Origin of the sequence: Paraburkholderia phymatum STM815 (assembly GCF_000020045.1) — a bacterium.
Lineage (GTDB): Bacteria > Pseudomonadota > Gammaproteobacteria > Burkholderiales > Burkholderiaceae > Paraburkholderia > Paraburkholderia phymatum.
Genome location: NC_010627.1, coordinates 543559 through 560676 on the forward strand (window position 1 = coordinate 543559; position 17118 = coordinate 560676).

Annotated in this window: 14 protein-coding genes and 1 pseudogene; 14 read left to right on the plus strand and 1 reads right to left on the minus strand. The window is 53.8% G+C overall.

Annotation, left to right across the window (positions count from 1 at the left end; genetic code table 11):
• The first annotated feature begins 616 nt into the window (after positions 1 to 616).
• The 14 genes from BPHY_RS38340 to BPHY_RS38405 all read left to right on the plus strand — a co-directional run bounded on the left by BPHY_RS38340 (position 617) and on the right by BPHY_RS38405 (position 15164).
• Complete coding sequence (locus BPHY_RS38340) at positions 617 to 1471, plus strand: sterol desaturase family protein (RefSeq protein WP_012406797.1); 855 nt, start codon at positions 617 to 619, stop codon at positions 1469 to 1471.
• Positions 1472 to 2215: 744 nt separating this feature from the next.
• A complete protein-coding gene (locus BPHY_RS38345; protein ID WP_012406798.1) occupies positions 2216 to 2992 on the plus strand; it encodes a GH12 family glycosyl hydrolase domain-containing protein in 777 nt (258 codons plus the stop codon).
• Between the two features lie 478 nt (positions 2993 to 3470).
• Positions 3471 to 3665 carry a 4Fe-4S dicluster domain-containing protein gene (locus tag BPHY_RS38350; RefSeq protein ID WP_012406771.1) on the plus strand — a complete coding sequence of 65 codons (195 nt, stop codon included), beginning with the start codon at positions 3471 to 3473 and terminating at the stop codon, positions 3663 to 3665.
• Between the two features lie 65 nt (positions 3666 to 3730).
• A complete protein-coding gene (locus BPHY_RS38355; RefSeq protein ID WP_012406772.1) occupies positions 3731 to 4129 on the plus strand; it encodes a HesB/IscA family protein in 399 nt (132 codons plus the stop codon).
• Positions 4130 to 4159: 30 nt separating this feature from the next.
• On the plus strand, positions 4160 to 4531 hold the full coding sequence (locus BPHY_RS38360; protein ID WP_090874080.1) for a nitrogen fixation protein NifZ: 372 nt from the start codon (positions 4160 to 4162) through the stop codon (positions 4529 to 4531).
• Between the two features lie 326 nt (positions 4532 to 4857).
• Positions 4858 to 5076, plus strand: a complete 219-nt coding sequence (gene nifT / locus BPHY_RS38365) for a putative nitrogen fixation protein NifT (RefSeq protein WP_012406800.1) — start codon at positions 4858 to 4860, stop codon at positions 5074 to 5076.
• A gap of 1121 nt (positions 5077 to 6197) precedes the next feature.
• Positions 6198 to 7349 (plus strand): 2-aminoethylphosphonate--pyruvate transaminase, encoded by a 1152-nt coding sequence (locus BPHY_RS38370; RefSeq protein ID WP_012406801.1) that lies wholly within the window; start codon positions 6198 to 6200, stop codon positions 7347 to 7349.
• A gap of 1 nt (position 7350) precedes the next feature.
• Positions 7351 to 8673 (plus strand): O-acetylhomoserine aminocarboxypropyltransferase/cysteine synthase family protein, encoded by a 1323-nt coding sequence (locus BPHY_RS38375; RefSeq protein WP_012406802.1) that lies wholly within the window; start codon positions 7351 to 7353, stop codon positions 8671 to 8673.
• A 29-nt stretch (positions 8674 to 8702) separates the two neighbouring features.
• Positions 8703 to 9764 carry a fatty acid desaturase family protein gene (locus BPHY_RS38380; protein WP_012406803.1) on the plus strand — a complete coding sequence of 354 codons (1062 nt, stop codon included), beginning with the start codon at positions 8703 to 8705 and terminating at the stop codon, positions 9762 to 9764.
• Positions 9764 to 10588 carry a gamma-glutamyl-gamma-aminobutyrate hydrolase family protein gene (locus BPHY_RS38385; protein WP_012406804.1) on the plus strand — a complete coding sequence of 275 codons (825 nt, stop codon included), beginning with the start codon at positions 9764 to 9766 and terminating at the stop codon, positions 10586 to 10588. The genes BPHY_RS38380 and BPHY_RS38385 overlap by 1 nt, the downstream gene beginning before the upstream one ends.
• Before the next feature lie 70 nt (positions 10589 to 10658).
• Positions 10659 to 11255 (plus strand): LysE family translocator, encoded by a 597-nt coding sequence (locus tag BPHY_RS38390; protein WP_041747032.1) that lies wholly within the window; start codon positions 10659 to 10661, stop codon positions 11253 to 11255.
• 85 nt (positions 11256 to 11340) lie between these two features.
• The gene (locus BPHY_RS38395) at positions 11341 to 12246 is read left to right on the plus strand and encodes a homoserine O-succinyltransferase (protein WP_012406806.1); all 906 of its coding nucleotides are present in this window, start codon (positions 11341 to 11343) and stop codon (positions 12244 to 12246) included.
• A gap of 72 nt (positions 12247 to 12318) precedes the next feature.
• Positions 12319 to 13677: a glutamine synthetase family protein gene (locus tag BPHY_RS38400; protein ID WP_012406807.1), complete on the plus strand. Its 1359-nt coding sequence runs from the start codon at positions 12319 to 12321 to the stop codon at positions 13675 to 13677.
• Between the two features lie 535 nt (positions 13678 to 14212).
• Positions 14213 to 15164, plus strand: a protein-coding gene (locus tag BPHY_RS38405) for an IS5 family transposase (RefSeq protein ID WP_095211897.1) whose coding sequence is annotated in 2 segments (ribosomal slippage) — positions 14213 to 15015 and positions 15014 to 15164 — 954 coding nt in all. Because the reading frame shifts where the segments join, the coding sequence is not laid out codon by codon here.
• Positions 15165 to 15539: 375 nt separating this feature from the next.
• On the opposite strand, the pseudogene BPHY_RS38410 reads toward BPHY_RS38405, so the two are convergent.
• A pseudogene (locus tag BPHY_RS38410) lies at positions 15540 to 16800 on the minus strand (IS110 family RNA-guided transposase); the annotation flags it as partial.
• Positions 16801 to 17118: the final 318 nt, after the last annotated feature.

Sequence of the window (17118 nt, forward strand, 5' to 3'; positions counted from 1 at the left end):
GAACATTCATCAATCAACCTGTAGTCAAGAGCACGAAATTGCGGGTTTTGTGATTGCACAGCAATTCCTTCACGCCTGCTTCGCCCTGAATCGGCGATATTTTGCGCTCGATTAGACGCCAGGTGCATGAACGAGAGGCGTCGGCGCTTAACCGGCGCATCGCTACATGTCATTGGTGGAATGGCTGCGCTGCTATCGCAACCAATCAATAATGAGGATACCTAGGCGTGTAATCACGTGACACAGCTGACCAAACCGGTTGAAAGTCGGTAACACTCCGTCACGGAGTAGCGTTAGCCATTTAAAGATCAAATGATGCCTATCCAAACAATCGATTTTCGGAATTTTTGGAAATGCCGCATAGTATGTCACGCACCGCTTTGATGGCGCGGGTGATCCACGGTGACCGTATGAATGCGGCGTGAATATAAAATTTGTATGACTTTACCGCAATGCGCTATAGGTGCGGATCTCGATGCCGAATCGGACTTGTAAGGTCGCGCTGAAGATCAATAACCGTTGAACGCTTGATCCTCGGTGAAATCGGCTGCGTTGACGCGAGAATCGCACCGACCGGAGGTGGGCACATTCGGTCGATTTTCTCGGAGCAAAATAGATGCATATTCTCGATGTTAATCAGATGGCCGAGTTTTTTGTGAAATCGTTTAAGCTCGTTGCGATCTTCGCTACATTGTGCGTAGCGCTCGAGGTGATCTTTCCGGCTTATCGATACAGTTTTGCGTCGTACGTTCGCGGCGTACGGAATTGGATCATTCGCATTGGGCTCGGTGCGATAGTCTGGCACGGCTACGCCGTGGGTTTGGAATGGTTAGGGGTCGAGCCGCTCCTAACGGTCAATTTCGCGACATTGCTTCACTCAGACAACGCAATCATTAACGTGGGCTTCGCCGTCCTTTCTGGAGTTTTAGTTGCGATCGCCGGCGACTTCTTTTACTACTGGATGCATCGAGCTCAGCATGCTGTTCCATTCATGTGGCGCATGCATGCTACTCATCACTCGATCCGCGAGCTGACGGCGTGGAATTGCAATCATCACGTTTCCGAGCCGCTTATTTATGCAGTATTTGTGGCCCTACCACTCACGCTGATTCACTTTAAATCTGGCGTGGTGCCCGCTGTTGCGATGACACTGATTGCCTTTCAGGCGCATCTTTCTCACTCTAGCACTCGCATCAATCTTGGGCCGCTTCGATACATCATCGGCGACAATAAGTTCCACCGTATTCACCACTCGTTGGAACTGCAACACCGACGCCGGAACTATGGGTTCTTTACGACTATCTGGGACACGATTTTTCGTACGGCGTACTGGCCAAAAAAGAATGAGTGGCCGGAAGTTGGGCTTCGAGGCCAGTCTGAACCGCTCACCGTGAGTGACTACTTTATGTTTCCGTTTGATCGGAGCCGCTGGTGCAAGGCTAGAGACGGAAGCGGTGTACGGCAGAGTTGAGGCTGGGATTGAACGCTGGAAAGATTTGCGCTGGGAATCAGATTGTCGAGCACAGAAGGATGAATAGCTGAAAACTCGATGAAGATGCACTGGACGGTCGTGTCCGACCCCCGCTTGATGTAATTCTGACGTGTGTGCGCTGGTGCCTGCGAGACTTCGAAGAAGTGATTGAGGGGCGAGGCACCTCGGTGGATCGTTTAACCGTGCATCGTTGATCGCTTACAGTAAGTTGCTGCCGTTGCGGGAGATGCGTCCTATCACAAACACCCCGTCTGCAGGGGTTGACGCGTCAGTGAGATCTATGTTGGAAGCAAGGGCGAAAGGAAGGACCAGTATCGCCCAGTCAGCAAGGCCGGGCATACCATCGATTTCTGTTGCAGGTCCATTGGAATAGGGCGGCGGTACGGCAGCATTTTGAAAAATGAATCGCCTAGAATGGCGAGCTCGGGACGGCGACGATCGATAAACGCGGCGCCAATACGGCTGCGCAGGAAGTCAGGTTCGCGCGAACAGGTTGCGCCGCTCGATCACGCGGCAGGGCAATACTCCGACAGGAATGTCTGCTGTGCTTGTGTCCTGCTCGATTGCATTCAGTGGCTCACATGGTCGGAGGGGAGATGTGGACAACAGCGTCACGCAAACTTTCTCCCGGGCAGTGTTTCTATTTGGATTGGATTGCTGCTTAAGCCGCTCGCCCCCACTGATTCCGACAGATTCATCCACTCGACAGGACGTAGCACTACCATGCCCCGAATCTCGATCCTAGCGAGCTACGCTGCTACCGCCATACTGATGCTTGGCGTCACCAGCGCACAGGCCGCGACTTGGTCAGCATCTTCCCCCGAAACCTCGTCCTGCTTCTCGACCAATTTATTCGCCTCTTGGATCTACGGCAGCTACACCGTCAACAACGACGTCTGGTCTCCCTGCAGCAATGTGACCGCGGGTGTGCAGACCATCTGGGCCAACACTAACCTCGACTGGGGCGTAACTTCGGATCAGCCCAACACCAGCGGCATCAAGTCCTATCCGCACATCGGTTACTTGATCAACAAGACCATCAGTTCGTTGAACACGTTGACCGCGGCGGTCTCGGCTACTACGCCTTCCGGTGGTGCATGGGAATCGACCTTCGATATATGGGCTAGCAATAATTCGCACGAGATTATGGTCTGGCTGAACTACACCGGAACCTCGGAGGGTTGCGGCAATGTCAAGCCGATCTCCTATAACTGGACGTCCGCTGGTTGCGCTGTACCGCTTCACAGCAACGTCTCGCTAACCGGTGGCACTTGGAACGTCTACGTGGGCAGCAACGGCCGCAACACGGTTTATTCGTTTTTGCGCACGACCAAGACCAACGACACGACGATCGATGTGCTGGCGATCATGAAGTACCTGAAGTCGCTCAACTATTTCGACGACGTTATGATCGGCGAACTGCAGTACGGCTTCGAGATCACGTCATCGCCGGGCGGTCTGAGCTTCGCGTCCAAGAACTTCACCGTTACTGTCGAGTGATTCCGCCGCCTAGCGTCGTGGACTGCCGTCCGCACGCCGGGCGTGCCGGGTTGTTTCATCGCGCGGCGCAGCGCGCGGATACGTTACGCGCGATGAACCTGAAGCCACGTTCTCTGTGCCGGGCAGCCATTTCGTCTTGTCGTAACAGCGACAGGTCCGGCTCCAGTTGTCGGGTTTGAATGTCGGCGAACCGAGACAAGATTAACTAAAAGTTCGCCGGCACTTGCGCCATAGGCCACCGCGTTCGAGTGGCACGGATCTCGCTCTTGCCTACTGCGCAACCACCGTCGGTTGCTACGAGTCATTTATGGAGGATAGCGTGAATGACAGCATGCTGCCCTCGACTGCCTGTAGCGGCGTCGTACACCTAACGCACTTGGGGCACCGTCGAAGCGCCTGCCGCCGCCGAGGCAGCAGGGCAGGATAGTCATGCCTGTCTCACCGGGCTTACACCGATCATCATTGCAAGGAGTGTCGCATGGCCCTGAAGATCATTGCGTCAACGTGTACCGGCTGCTCGGCCTGCGAGCCGCAGTGCGCCAATATCGCCATCAGTGAGAAAAACGGTGTCTTTGCAATCGATCCGAAGAAATGCATGGAGTGCGACGGCCAGTTCGATACTCCGCAATGCGTGGCGGTGTGCCCCGTGGACGGATGCATCGTTCCGGCCTAGCCCCGTTTCCCCGCGCATCGCGCCACTTGCGTCTAACGACTGCTCACTTTGACAGGACCGACACCATGCTGCCCAACCTTACCGTGACACCCGCTGCCGAAAAGTTCATGCGCCGTATTGTGCGCTTTTCCGGCTTGCCATCTGGTGCGGGTTTTCGTCTGCTTGTGAACTCTGGCGGCTGCTCTGGATACGATGCCGGGTTCAGTGCCGTAACCGGGGCGCAGCCAGGCGACGAGGCGATGGAGATCAATGGTCTGCGTCTTTTCCTGCCCGCAGAAAGCCGCCTGCTGCTGGACGGTGTGACGATCGACTTCGTCGACACACCTGATCGGTCGGGTTTCGCGTTCATGAAGGACAATCAGGGACCTGGTGTTGCCGCCAGCGAAGGCGAACCCGGTGTCAGGCGCATTGAAGTGGGTGCGATCGGACACGGGCGCCCCTTGTTGCCGCCACCAGCATCGTGAAGTGCACACCTTGGCCTTTCGCAGGAGCAAATGATGGGTGACTTCCAAAACGAGGACGCCATCGAGGTCGCGTGTGCGCCATCGTTCAGCATTGGCGAGCGTGTGATCGCGCGCTCGGTAATTCGCAACGATGGCACCTACACCGGCAAGAATATGGGCGAGCTTCTCGTGAACAAGGGCGACGCAGGCTATGTCACCCGGATCGACATGTTCCTGCAGCGGTTTTACATCTATGCGGTTCATTTCGTTGAAACAGATCGCAAGGTCGGCATGCGCGCGAAGGAACTGTGCACGCTCGATTATCTTCCCGATGACGTGCTCGCGTGTCTGGGCGAGCGGGCCACGGCTATTCGTCCGATCGGTGTCCCTACGAGAGATGAGGTAGCTATGGCGCGACGGTAACATTGGTGCGTCGACACAGCGGAGATGTATTTGGTGGACGTTACATTCGTTGCCGGCGTATCGGTGGGGAATGTACGTCGCTGCTCTGGACGACCCCGCAACGATGGCGGATATCCCGACCGGGGCGAAGATGGGTGTCCGTGAAAGAAATCGCGCTTGCACCAATGGCTGTTATCCGATGAAGGATAGCTAGGTCCATGACTGTCGACGAGTTGCCGCGCGGCACGGCACACGCGCCCGAGAGCTGCGACGTCCGCTCTCCTTGTTACTCAAAGACGATGGGGCCTGCGGCATAAGTTTCCCACACAGACTGAGGAGCTTCAGACGTGAAAGTGACGATTCGCAAGGATAGACGAGGAGCATTGACCGCTTATGTCCCGAAGAAAGATCTTGAGGAGCCGATCGTTTCCGTTGCACGCGCACATATGTGGGGCGGGCTCATTACGCTGGCCAACGGCTGGCAGCTGGAGCTGCCCGAAATGGCACCTGATACCGCGCTTCCCGTCACTGTAGAAGCCCGGCGCGTGACGGGTAAGACGGAATGATATGGCGCTCGCCTCTGATTGGTAAATGTCACAACGACTTTGATATTGCCGATCTGCGGTATTAACAAATGCGATGCGGCAAAACTTTGCCGAATTTTCTTCGATAGAGCGAAACGCGCAGCAAGTGCCGGATGAGCGAGAAGTACTGCCAGTGCTTTTAGGTAAAGCGTGCCCGCGCTTGAGGTCTCGAAATCTGCGGAATGCGCCTTCTTTCTTAGTTGACTGACGGCCTATTCCCGGACCGGGAGAGCAGATAATTCGACCAATTCCTCGGCGATCGCTTCAGCGCGGACACGCTACCAGCTCCCGACATCTTCGCTGATTATCGACGGTCGCACTGCGTGTTCTCTACCCATCAATGCGACCACGAGCGAAGGATGAGGAAGTGGGCATGCAATGTGTTAGAGAAAATTTTATCTGTCCGGTTAGTCCAGCAATATGCATTGAAACGCAAAAACTGTCCAGTGATGCTGGAGTTTGGTACCGAAAAAGCTCACTCAATGCGTGCATCATCATGTTGATAAAAAATCGACTTAAGGTTGGTGGTTTCTTATTTCAAATCGTAGTTAATTTTTGTGTAACGGTAACAACCAATCGATGATTGACGATGCACGTGGCTATTAAAAATCGTTAGATACGCATCAGAAAGATTCATGCTAACAACATGTCTCACTGTGGCAAGATGAGCAACAATGGACTTGGGGCGGTAGGCGATGGCGACGCTTGCGGGTGCTGTGCGCGTTTCGTCTGCATGCCGTTTGCCTCAACTGCTGACAAGTAGTTTGGGTTGGTTCAGATGAACTCATCGCAGGTCGTGGCGAAAATTGCATTTCGCCTCGTGTGGCGGAACGCTAATCTTCGCGCAAGTGAACGACATTTGAAGGACTTGCAATACACAGGTTCGGCGATGACCGTAAGTGAGCGTAAAGGCGAATGATCTGGGCGGGGTAAGGTGAGAAGGAAGGGGCATATCGAAAAATCGAACGGTTTCGTGAAGGCTCAGACAAGGCAAAAATGATAAGAAATGCAATGGAATATATGTCACGTGGCGCGTATTCAAGAACGCCCGAATATACCGTTCACGCTTTCACATAATCATCTTCGATCGTGGAGTGTTATACATGACTGTACCGCATCATTTCTTACTGACGCCGGGGCCATTGACGTTGAGCGATGAGGTTAGGGCGCAGATGCAATATGACGTCGGCTCGCGCGACGCGTGTTTCAAGACGATAACGGCTCAGGTAAGAAATATAATAGTTGATTTAGTTGACGGTAGAGACGCCTACTCGGTGATCCCGATGCAAGGCGGTGGATCCTACGGCATAGAAGCCGCGTTGGCTTCCTTTGTTGCGCCTTCCGATCGTCCTCTCGTCTGCATCAATGGAATTTATGGTGAGCGGATGTTAAAGATGCTGCAACTCCGTGGTGTCCATGTTGTCAGCATGACCGCTCCATGTGACGAGCCACTTTCAACATCCAAAATCGCTGAATATCTGAGAAGAAATCCCGCGGTTACACATCTCTGCTTCGTGCATTGCGAAACCACCACTGGCGTTATTAATCCGCTTAGACCGATAGTAGAACTAGCAAAGAAGCATGGTGTAAGAACGATCATAGATGCAATGAGTTCTTTCGGTGCGGTGGAGATTAGCGCCAAGCAAGTGCAATTTGACGTCCTTGTCACTTCTAGCAATAAATGCATTGAAGGTCCACCGGGTGTGTCGTTTGTAATCGCTTCACTGGAGATGCTTAATAGCAGAGTTAAACATATGAATTCCTTCGTGCTGGATGTTCGAGACCAATGGAACAGTTTTGAGAAATCCGGTGAATGGCGCTCCACTCCTCCAACGCATGTCATTCAGGCTTGCGCCAAAGCACTTGAGCGACTGACCATCGAGGGCGTCTTTCGCCGCGGTGAGCGTTACCGATCTGTACGCGACGCGATTATAGGAGCAACCGCGCCGTATGCTTCTCCTCTTTTAAACGCGAAAATACGGTCGCCGGTATGCCTTGCCCTTACTGCACCCAATGTCATTCGTACGCAAAAAGATCTCGACGCGCTATACGCCCATCTGGTGGACTACAACCTCTACATCTATACAAAGTTGCATTCTCAGACTCGCAGCTTCAGGATTGGTTGTATGGGGCGCATCGATTTGATGTGGATTCGACTGTTGGAAATTGCGTTTCAAGATTTTTTCGACGCCAATCGAGGCGTTAGGAAATACTTATCGGCGTCCAAAAACCGATCTGTGGAAAAGGTCTTGTGATATGTCAAGAAACAACGCCAACGTACCGATGTCCAGAGAAACAGCACTTCTTTATGCTGGCTATCGCCATGACCCGGTGACAAAGGCCGTGTCGGTGCCTATTTACCAATCAACAGCCTATGAGCTTGAAGGTGATCTGGAAAAGATTGCCGGAATTTACAACGCCAAGGAAGACGGGTTTACGTATAGCAGGATCATCAACCCGACGACGCGTATTCTCGAAAAGCGATTTGCCGCAGTGGAGAGTGCAAGCGACTCTCTTGCGGTAGCTTCGGGACAGGCCGCAACCTTTCTTGCCATCGCTAACCTGTGCAGCGGAACGCCAGGCGATAACGTAGTTGCATCGAAGTATTTGTATGGAAATTCGTGGAATCTCCTCTTCAATACATTTAAACGGCTGGGCATCGAGGCGCGATGCGCAGATCCCAAGAACATATCGTCTTTCGAATTGCTGACCGATGACAGAACCATTGCAATATTCGGAGAGGCGTTTTCCAACCCATGTCTTGTCCCTTTGCCAATCGCGGCGCTCGCGGAGATCGGGAAAAGGCATGGGGTTCCTGTCATCGTTGACAATACCACAACTCCTTTGGTCTGCCGTCCCGCCTCTTTGGGCGCGAGCATCTCCACATATTCCGCGACGAAGTATCTATGCGGCCATGGAACGACGCTCGGCGGATTGATTGTAGATAACGGGCGCTTCGCGTTCGATGACACAGTCCGGTTCCCGTTGTTTCACGAACCGGACGAAGCCCATGGCGGCATCCTCTGGAAAGAGGCTGTTCTTAAACTTGACGACCTAGGAGCAAGTCCCTATTTGCTGAAGGCGCGGATGACGTGGCTTCGTGACACCGGTGCCGCGATTAGTCCGTTCTCCAGCTTTCAGTTGATTCAAGGGCTCGAAACACTTCATCTTCGCATGCAACGGCATTGTGAGAATGCCTTGGCCGTTGCCGAGTTCTTGATAAAGCATCCGAAGGTCAAGCGTGTGTCATATCCCTCGCTGTCCTATGGATACGAACGCGAACTTGTTGACGAGTTGGTTGACACGAGTGTCGGTTATGGCGCGATCATCATGTTCGAACTGGCCGATGAAGCAGCCGGACGCAGATTCATCACCAACATCGACCTCATGTACCACGTATCAAACGTGGGTGATGCGCGAACATTGGTCACACATCCAGTGTCTACAACTCACACGACTGTTCCAAAAGAACAGCGTGAGGCCGCCGGTATTTTTGATGGTTCCATTCGCCTGTGTGTCGGCATCGAGAACGTAGACGATATCGTCGCGGATATTCAACAAGGACTGGACGCCGTCTGACGTCGATCTTTCATGGAGGATGTTTCATCATGGAAATTTGTGAAGCGTGGCAACTGCGAGGCAAACGATTCAGGACCTCCCGCTTCTCGCGCGACATTACCCGTGAGTTGTCGGAATTGAAGCCTGATAACATCACCGGCGCACTTTATATTGTGAAGGACTATCTGGTGATTCTGGCGTGTGCTTACGCAACTATGCGAATATCGTGGTGGCTGTACCCTATTGCAGCGCTAATCATTGGCGCCCAACAACGGGGGCTGACCACGATCGCTCATGACGCGGCACATCGGACACTTGCAAAAAACACCCGATGGAACTATTTTCTCGGGATTGTTTTTGCAGCATATCCTCTTCTGCAGCGTCATTGGGCTTATCGCTACTCTCATGTTCATCTGCATCATCCTCATCTCGGCGACCCGGAGAAAGATCCTGACCTGAAGTTCTTCATATCGTCGGGCGTATATGACATTCGTCATCCACGTGAATACGCGTTCTCCGTCGTCTGGAAGGCGATGCTGGGCGGTGCAACGTTGCGCTACCTCAAATATCTATGGAACAACCGGTTTCTCATTTCACGCGAAGGTCGGAAGGACATCGATAGGCTGGGATCTGCCATCGATACTTACGGATTCGCAGTATTCTGGCTGATCGTTGTCCTCGGTTTCATTCAGGCAAAATCGCTTGATATGCTCGTGTTGTTCTGGCTGGTTCCTTATCTGACGACCTTTCAGGCATTGGGCTGGTTCATCGAACTTGCGGAACATTCTCCAATGTGCGAGACGGAAACCGACGATGTCTATCTGACGCGCAATCGCAAAGGTAATCTGATCGAGCGGCTGCTGTTCGGCGCCAATCTTGACGAATATCATCTGGAACATCACCTCTCGCCTGGCGTCCCCTTCTGGCACCTGAAGCGGGCACAAAAGATCAGGCTACGCGATCCGCAATATGCCGAGATTGCCGATTCATGGGGAGGACTCTTCGCTCGCGGGCCCAAAGGGCAGCCAAGTGTCATCAGCCAACTTCTTGAACGGAACCGGCGGCTGTACGAGGCTCAGCTTGAGCGCCTGCCGGGCGAGGAGCGAGCGTAATGATGGACAAGGATCGTCCTATGGGTTGCGCCGTTGTTGGGGTTACCGCAAATCGCCATCTTCGCGACGGCGTCCACCGCGACTGGTTGCGGCGGCGCTATATCGAGGCACTGATGAAGTACGCTTCGGTCGAGTGCGTCATTTTACCGACGATAGACGGAGATCACCCATCGGACGCGACTATCCGCACATTTCGTGAAGTGATGCGCCGTCTCGACGGACTTGTGCTGACGGGCGACGAATCCGATCTTGATCCCGATATCTTGTGCATGAACGAGCGCGTATGGGCACGCACCGAAGACGATGTTGTCCCCGGTGAGACTGATCGTCCGCGAGACCGGTTGTCGTGGGCCGCACTGACGGCAGCCGGAGAGCTTCAGATGCCCGTATTGGGGATCTGCCGCGGCTTGCAGGAGATGAACGTTTATAGAAACGGCACGCTGCACGAAGATTTGTCATTGTCGCAAAAAGGAATTACGCATTCAGAAAACGCAAATCTGCCTCGCGACGAGCAGTATCTACCTGTTCACTCGGTGAAAGTCGCTTCTGGTGGATTGCTGTCGTCGGTTGTCAAGAGCGGAGAGCTACAAGTCAATTCGTTGCATAAGCAAGGCGTTGCCACGCTGGGTGGAGGTATTCAAGTGGAAGCAGTTGCAGATGATGATATTGTAGAAGCGCTTTCATATAGGAATTCACCAACATTTCAGCTCGGGCTTCAGTGGCATCCTGAATGGCACGCTACCAAGGATAACGCGAGCCAAAATATTTTTAAGGCATTTGGGCGCGCCTGCGACGCCTATATGGCGCAGCGGGGGAAAAAGTAGCGATCGAGGTCGGATTCTCAGGTCGCTGTTCCTTCCATTCTGCAATATTTAAACAGAATTGGCGGAGTCAATGGATTTTCATTTGTTTGCTTTGTTCCTCGTTGCCTTTACTGCCGCAGTAGTTTTGCCGGGACCGAACGTCGCGTTTGCCGTCGCGCAAACACTTAAACACGGACTCAAAATTGCAATTCCAGGCGCCGTCGGATTCGGAATCGGTGCTGCAATTCATGCAGCAGTCGTGTTATCGGGTGTGGGCTTGTTCATCCGTGGTAATCAATGGATATTGAGCTATTTACGGTGGACGGGGGCGATATATCTTATATATCTCGCCATTACTACTTTCTGTGGAAAATCGGCGTCGAGCGATGAAGAAACGGCGAATTGGAGCTCGAAGCAGACGTTTGTCGATTCACTCTTAGTCTCTTTGGCCAACCCTAAAGGGTGGATAGCCACACTGCTTACATATCCGAGCTTTATCAGCCCGTATGGTTCGTACTCTACTCAAGCAGTTTCAATGGGTGTTGCCGCAACCGCCATCTCTGTCGCGGTCTATAGTACCTATATGTTTATTGCGCATCGAGCGAGCGTCGCTTTCAAGAACAAATCCTTGTTGGAAAAAATAACAGGCGCACTGTACGCATGCATCGCACTTGGCTTGCTCCTTTAATCTTGCTGAAGATTCCGCATGCGTCTGCCTGAATGCCATTTGCAATTCTACGCACCGTCTAGATTGAAAGGGAGACTGTAGATCTATGCCTATTAAAGTGCCGAAAGGATTGCCCGCTGTGACCGTGCTGCAGACAGAAGGCATCACAGTGATGGCGGACGACAGTGTATTGTGTCCGCGCGACCGGCCTTTACACGTTGGTTTGCTTAATCTCATGCCCAACAAAATCGAGACGGAGATTCAGATTGCACGCCTGCTCGGCGCAACACCTATATTGGTCGACCTTACGCTTATAAAAATCGCAAGCCACTCGCCAAAAAATACACCGGTTAGTCATCTGACGACCTTTTATAGAGATTGGATCGACGTAATGGAGCAGGTCTTTGATGGTTTCATCATCACGGGCGCGCCGGTTGAGTCGATTCCGTTCGAACAAGTCGCATACTGGAACGAATTTGTCGAAATTCTAAACTGGACACAAACCAACGCTCGAAGTTGCTTCAACATTTGCTGGGCAGCGCAAGCTGCGATGCATCATTTCCACGGTTTGCCCAAGTACGCTCTGACGGAGAAGGCTTTCGGTATTTTCAGGCATCGTAGCCTAGAGTCCACGTCGCCTTATCTGCAGGGTTTTTCGGATGATTTTTTTATTCCAGTTTCTCGGTGGACAGAAATGAGAAGCACGGATATTCCGTCTAGCAGTGGTATATCCGTGCTCATGGAATCGCCAGAGACGGGTCTGTGCCTTCTTGATGACCCGAAGCATCATTCTCTACACATCTTCAATCATATCGAGTATGACTCACAGACGCTAGCGGATGAATATTTTCGTGATCGGTCAATCGGTCGGCGCACAAGTTTACCTAAAAATTATCTTTCGGACGATTATGAAACCCTGCGCCCCAGAAATTGCTGGCGAAGTCATGCGCATCTGTTATTCGGAAACTGGGTTGGCCAGATATACAAGACCGTTTTTAATACGCTTCGTTGAGATTTTTTGATGATCAAGGTTCTATTTTGAAGAAATTGAATTTGCGTGGAAAGTTTATTAGGGATATGAGTGATGAGTCTTAGATTCGACGCATTGAAACAAGCGGTTGCTTCTGGTGTTATTGATACTGTGCTCGTCTGCATGGTTGACATGCAAGGGCGTCTTATAGGGAAGCGATTTCACGGCGACTTTTTTGTTAAAAGCGGCTATCTGGAAACGCACGCCTGCAATTACTTGCTGGCAAACGATATGGAGATGGAACCGGTCGCCGGCTACGCCAGCGCCAGCTGGGCAGAAGGGTATGGCGATTTCGTGCTCAAGCCTGATCTTTCGACGTTACGGCGACTTCCATGGCTGGAAGGGACTGCATTGGTAATTTGCGATGTTCTGGATCAGAGCGGCCAGCCGGTTGCGCATTCGCCGAGGCAGATCCTGCAGAAACAGCTTAGCCGCCTGACGGAGAGGGGAATGAGTGCCTGTTTCGCGTCGGAGCTTGAGTTCTATCTGTTCAATGAGACCTACGAGGAAACGTCGGTAAAGAAATACCGCGACCTGACGACATGTGGAACATACAGTCATGATTACCATATCTTGTCGACGACGCGCCAAGAATCTGTCATGCGTCCAATAAGGAATGGATTGCATGAAGCAGGAATTGCAATCGAATGCTCAAAAGGAGAATGGGGTGCTGGTCAAGGAGAAATTAACGTACATTATGCCGATCCTTTGATGATGGCAGATCAACATACGATGATCAAGCATGGCAGCAAGGAGATTGCTTCACAGCAAAAGAAAGCGATTACGTATATGGCGAAGTGGAACTACGGGCTTCCGGGATCGTCGTGCCATATTCACTCTTCCCTATGGACACTGGATGGAACCCCGCTTTTTTTGGAGAAGAGTTCGCCTTATGGCATGTCGAATCTTATGCGTTCCTATCTCGCGGGACTTTTGAGGTATTCAAGAGACATTACGCTGTTCCTGGCGCCGTACGTTAACTCGTATAAGCGATTTCAGAAAGGGAGCTTCGCCCCAACGAGAACGGTGTGGAGTCTTGATAACCGAACCGCTGGTTTTCGCGTTTGCGGCGAGGGCTCTCATGCCGTGCGGGTCGAATGTCGAATTGGCGGCGCGGATCTCAATCCATATCTCGCTTTCGCCGGACTAATCGCGGCTGGCCTTGCGGGCATCGATCACAAACTTGAACTACCGGGTCCACTGATCGGCGACGCGTATCTCGATGGCGAGCTACCTGAAATTCCAAAAACGTTACGAGAAGCGATCACTGCAGCGTCAGATTCGACCTTGCTACGCGAGGTTTTTGGCGACACAGTCACCAATCATTACGTGCATGCGGCTCAGTGGGAGCAGCTCGAATATGATCGCCGTATAACGGATTGGGAGTTGACCAGAGGATTCGAGAGAAGCTAACCGCGCCGAGTCGCCCTCTTTGAGATTCGCAGCGGTGGAATGCACGCTTCCCTCATAGCTTCGATTGGAAAGACGGGAGTGGGTAGCATGGCGGGATTTTGCTTGCGGCGCGCAAGGAGATTCGACGTCGGCCGGGCCAGACATGGGACGTGGTCGGGAGGTTCGTTGGCCGGTGTGGTGAACGTTCTCTGCTGTGGCGAGCGGTCGCCGAATGGCGCTGTGCTCGATATTCTGGTGCAAAAACGACCCGACAAAGCGGCCGCCAAGGGCTTATTCATGCGTGTTATACGTTCGGACCGCGTCAGGAATTCATGGGTTTGCTCGAACGACCACTGCCCGCCGTTCCGCCGGCTGCGGCTGTCAGGCCGCACACAGCGTCGCGTCGCTGACTCTGTTGCCACTTTGCGGACAATGCAACGATGTGACTTTTCCTGTACGGCGGTTGGATCTGTAAAGGAACGTCTGCAAAAGTCCTGGCATTGACGCCCCGTTCAGCTATCCTGGAAGCAGCGCGAATTAGTTGAGGAGAAGAGAAATGTCGCAGTTGGGTCTTGGCCTGGATCTGTCAACCAAGCGCACGCGCAAGCGGGAATTTCTCGATGAGATGCGGCGTGTTGTGCCTTGGTCGAAGCTGATTGCGCTGATCGAGCCGCACTATCCGGCAGGCAAAACCGGACGGCCGCCTTTTCCGATCGCGACGATGCTGCAAATTCATTTTATGCAGCAGTGGTTCGGTCTGTCGGATCCTGCAATGGAAGAGGCGCTGTACGACGTGCCGCTGTATCGCGAGTTCGCGGGTCTCGACGGCGGCATGGTGCGTCTGCCGGATGAAAGCACGATTCTCCGGTTCCGCCATCTACTTGAAACACATGGGCTGACTGCGCAAATGCTCGCGCTGGTCAATGAGATCCTGACAGAAAAAGGCTTGATGCTAAAGGCGGGATCCGCAGTCGACGCCACCCTGATTGCCGCGCCCAGTTCGACAAAGAACGGTTCCGGCACCCGGGATCCAGAGATGCACTCGACGCAGAAAGGCGGCAACTGGTACTTCGGAATGAAATCCCACATTGGCGTCGACGCAGACTCCGGACTGGTTCATACAGTCATTGGAACGGCGGCCAATGTGCACGACATCACCGTTGGCCACGCGTTACTGCATGGCAAGGAGACGGATGTCTACGCCGACGCCGGGTATCAGGGAATCGAAAAGCATTGTGAGGCAGACGCAGCTCATTGGCATGTTGCGATGAGACCGGGCAAGCGCAGACTACTGGACCTGACTGATCCTCTGGACGCGATACACGATCAGATCGAACGGCTCAAGGCCGGCATCCGTGAAGGTTGAGCACCCGTTTCGCGTCATCAAGCGGCAGTTCTGCTATGCAAAGACCCGCTATCGTGGTTTGATGAAAAATACTGCCCAGATCACGACGTTGTTCGCTTTGAGCAATTTGTGGATGGCGCGCAGAGCTTTGCGAAACGCTTAAGATCGGTCGGTGTGGCCATGTGTTTCACCGGCACAGCCCTGACAGGTGACCGTACCGGGCGATTTCCGCACAAGGAATGTCGTCGCCGTTCAGACCGCGATCAGTTTGAAAGATCACCGCTACGAAAACGACTTCTGCAGACCTTCTTAAACTAATTTTGTGACGCGAATCGATGATCCGGTAATAAGGTATGGCCTCTTTTGGGCTGGACAGGCCGCGGTACCATTGCTGCTGCCGCTTCAACCGCGGCGCAGGAGGTTACTGCGTTCTGTAGCCGTGTAGTTGCTGAAATGGCCTTCGCGCGCGGCCTGACGGCGCGCCGCCGCGATGGTCGCTTTGCTGCGGGGGATGCTCCTTATCTGATTCGTCAAGTACAGGCGCGGATTTTGGTTGGTAGGGGGTGCCGTCGCGAAGCATGGCGAACAGCACGTAGCAGGGTCGTCGGGCGAGAGCGATGAGCGCCTGATTGTGGCGCTTACACTGCTGGAACTTGCGCGCGTAATAGTCCCTTGAGATTGGGTTATGCGGGAAGCAAAGGCCGAAAGACGGAGCGCTCTCTTGAGCACCTTGTTACCGTGTCGGGACTGATGTTCGCCCCGAATGGATGAACTCGAGCGTCGGGTGACCGGGGCAAGGCCGGCATAGGCAGCCAGATGTGCGGCTGAGGCGAACGCTTTGTGCGCGACTCCAGTGAGGAGTCTGGCGGCGATCCTGACGCCGACTCCCGGCATGCTGGTCAGGGCCGGCCAAAGAGGGGTGTGCCTGCACTAGGCGTTCAACTTCGCTGGCAACTCCTCGCGTTGCTTCCGCAAGGACGCGAGCTGCTGGGGCGCGACGCGACATGACGGATGGTTGCTGCCTGAGTACCGGGCACGATCACCGCCTGTTCGCTGAGCGCTCGGACGATTTTGGCAGCCAGGCTCTTCCCCATGCGAGGTGCGAGTTTGGTGAGGCGGTTGGCGAGTGTTTTCTCGCTAGCTGAGCCGAGCTCGGCGGGTGACGGGTATCGCTCAAGCAGATCGAGCACCGCCGGATGGTCGAGGTGCGGTCCCGGAACCCGTTCCAACGCCGGATGGATCGGGGTGAGCAGGCCGCGAATGCGGTTGCCGTTCTGCGTGATCTGTGCCGCGAGACCGTCGTCGAAGCCATACAGCATGGTGAGTTCGGCGAGCGGTTCGTCAGCCAGTCGAAGTGAGCGCAGCGTACGGAATTGAGCGCGCGGCTTAAGCAATGATTGCGGCATCGCGGGCATCGGTCTTGGCTTCACCAGTGCGCAGGTCCGCGATGCGGCGCATAGCCAGACCCGACCCTGTAGATATGCGACCAGGACACCTTCATCGCGGGCGACTGCCACGGGCAACGTCGACGATGGTGACGGGCTGATCGACGACGAACAGGAGTTGGCCGTGCCTCTTGAGTTCGGTGATGAGGGCGCGCAGCTTGGCCTTATCGCGTTGGGTAATGCCTTGTTGTACAGGCGCTTTCCAGTCCGATCGAGGGCGACGGCGTGATGGTGGCCTTTGCCGGCATCGACGCCGACGCATACGTCGACTTAGCTATGTTGTTGGTTTTCTTGCATCGAAGGCTTTGCAGGCTGAACGGTTTGGCCTGCAACATCGGTGGCAAGTCTCGGCATCCATGTTACGGACGGCCTCAAGATATCGTGGCCGAGCCCCATTAGCGATCACCAGCCACCCAACAGGCCCAGTGACAACACCCCGAGGATCATGACTGCGACTGGGGGCGAGAATCGTTCCGGGCCTAGTTGGCCAAATCCTCGATTGTCGAGGAGTGGAGATAGTAACCGGGGCGCACGGCGCACTGACCTGTTTATCCAGCGCGGTACTGCGACAGCGCGGGCAAAGACGCGTCGTGCCAGCACGCAAGACAGCGTCAAGCAGCACGGCCAATCGCAGGCATTGTCGTCGGTTGCGATGTCGTCGCGTGTGGCGAC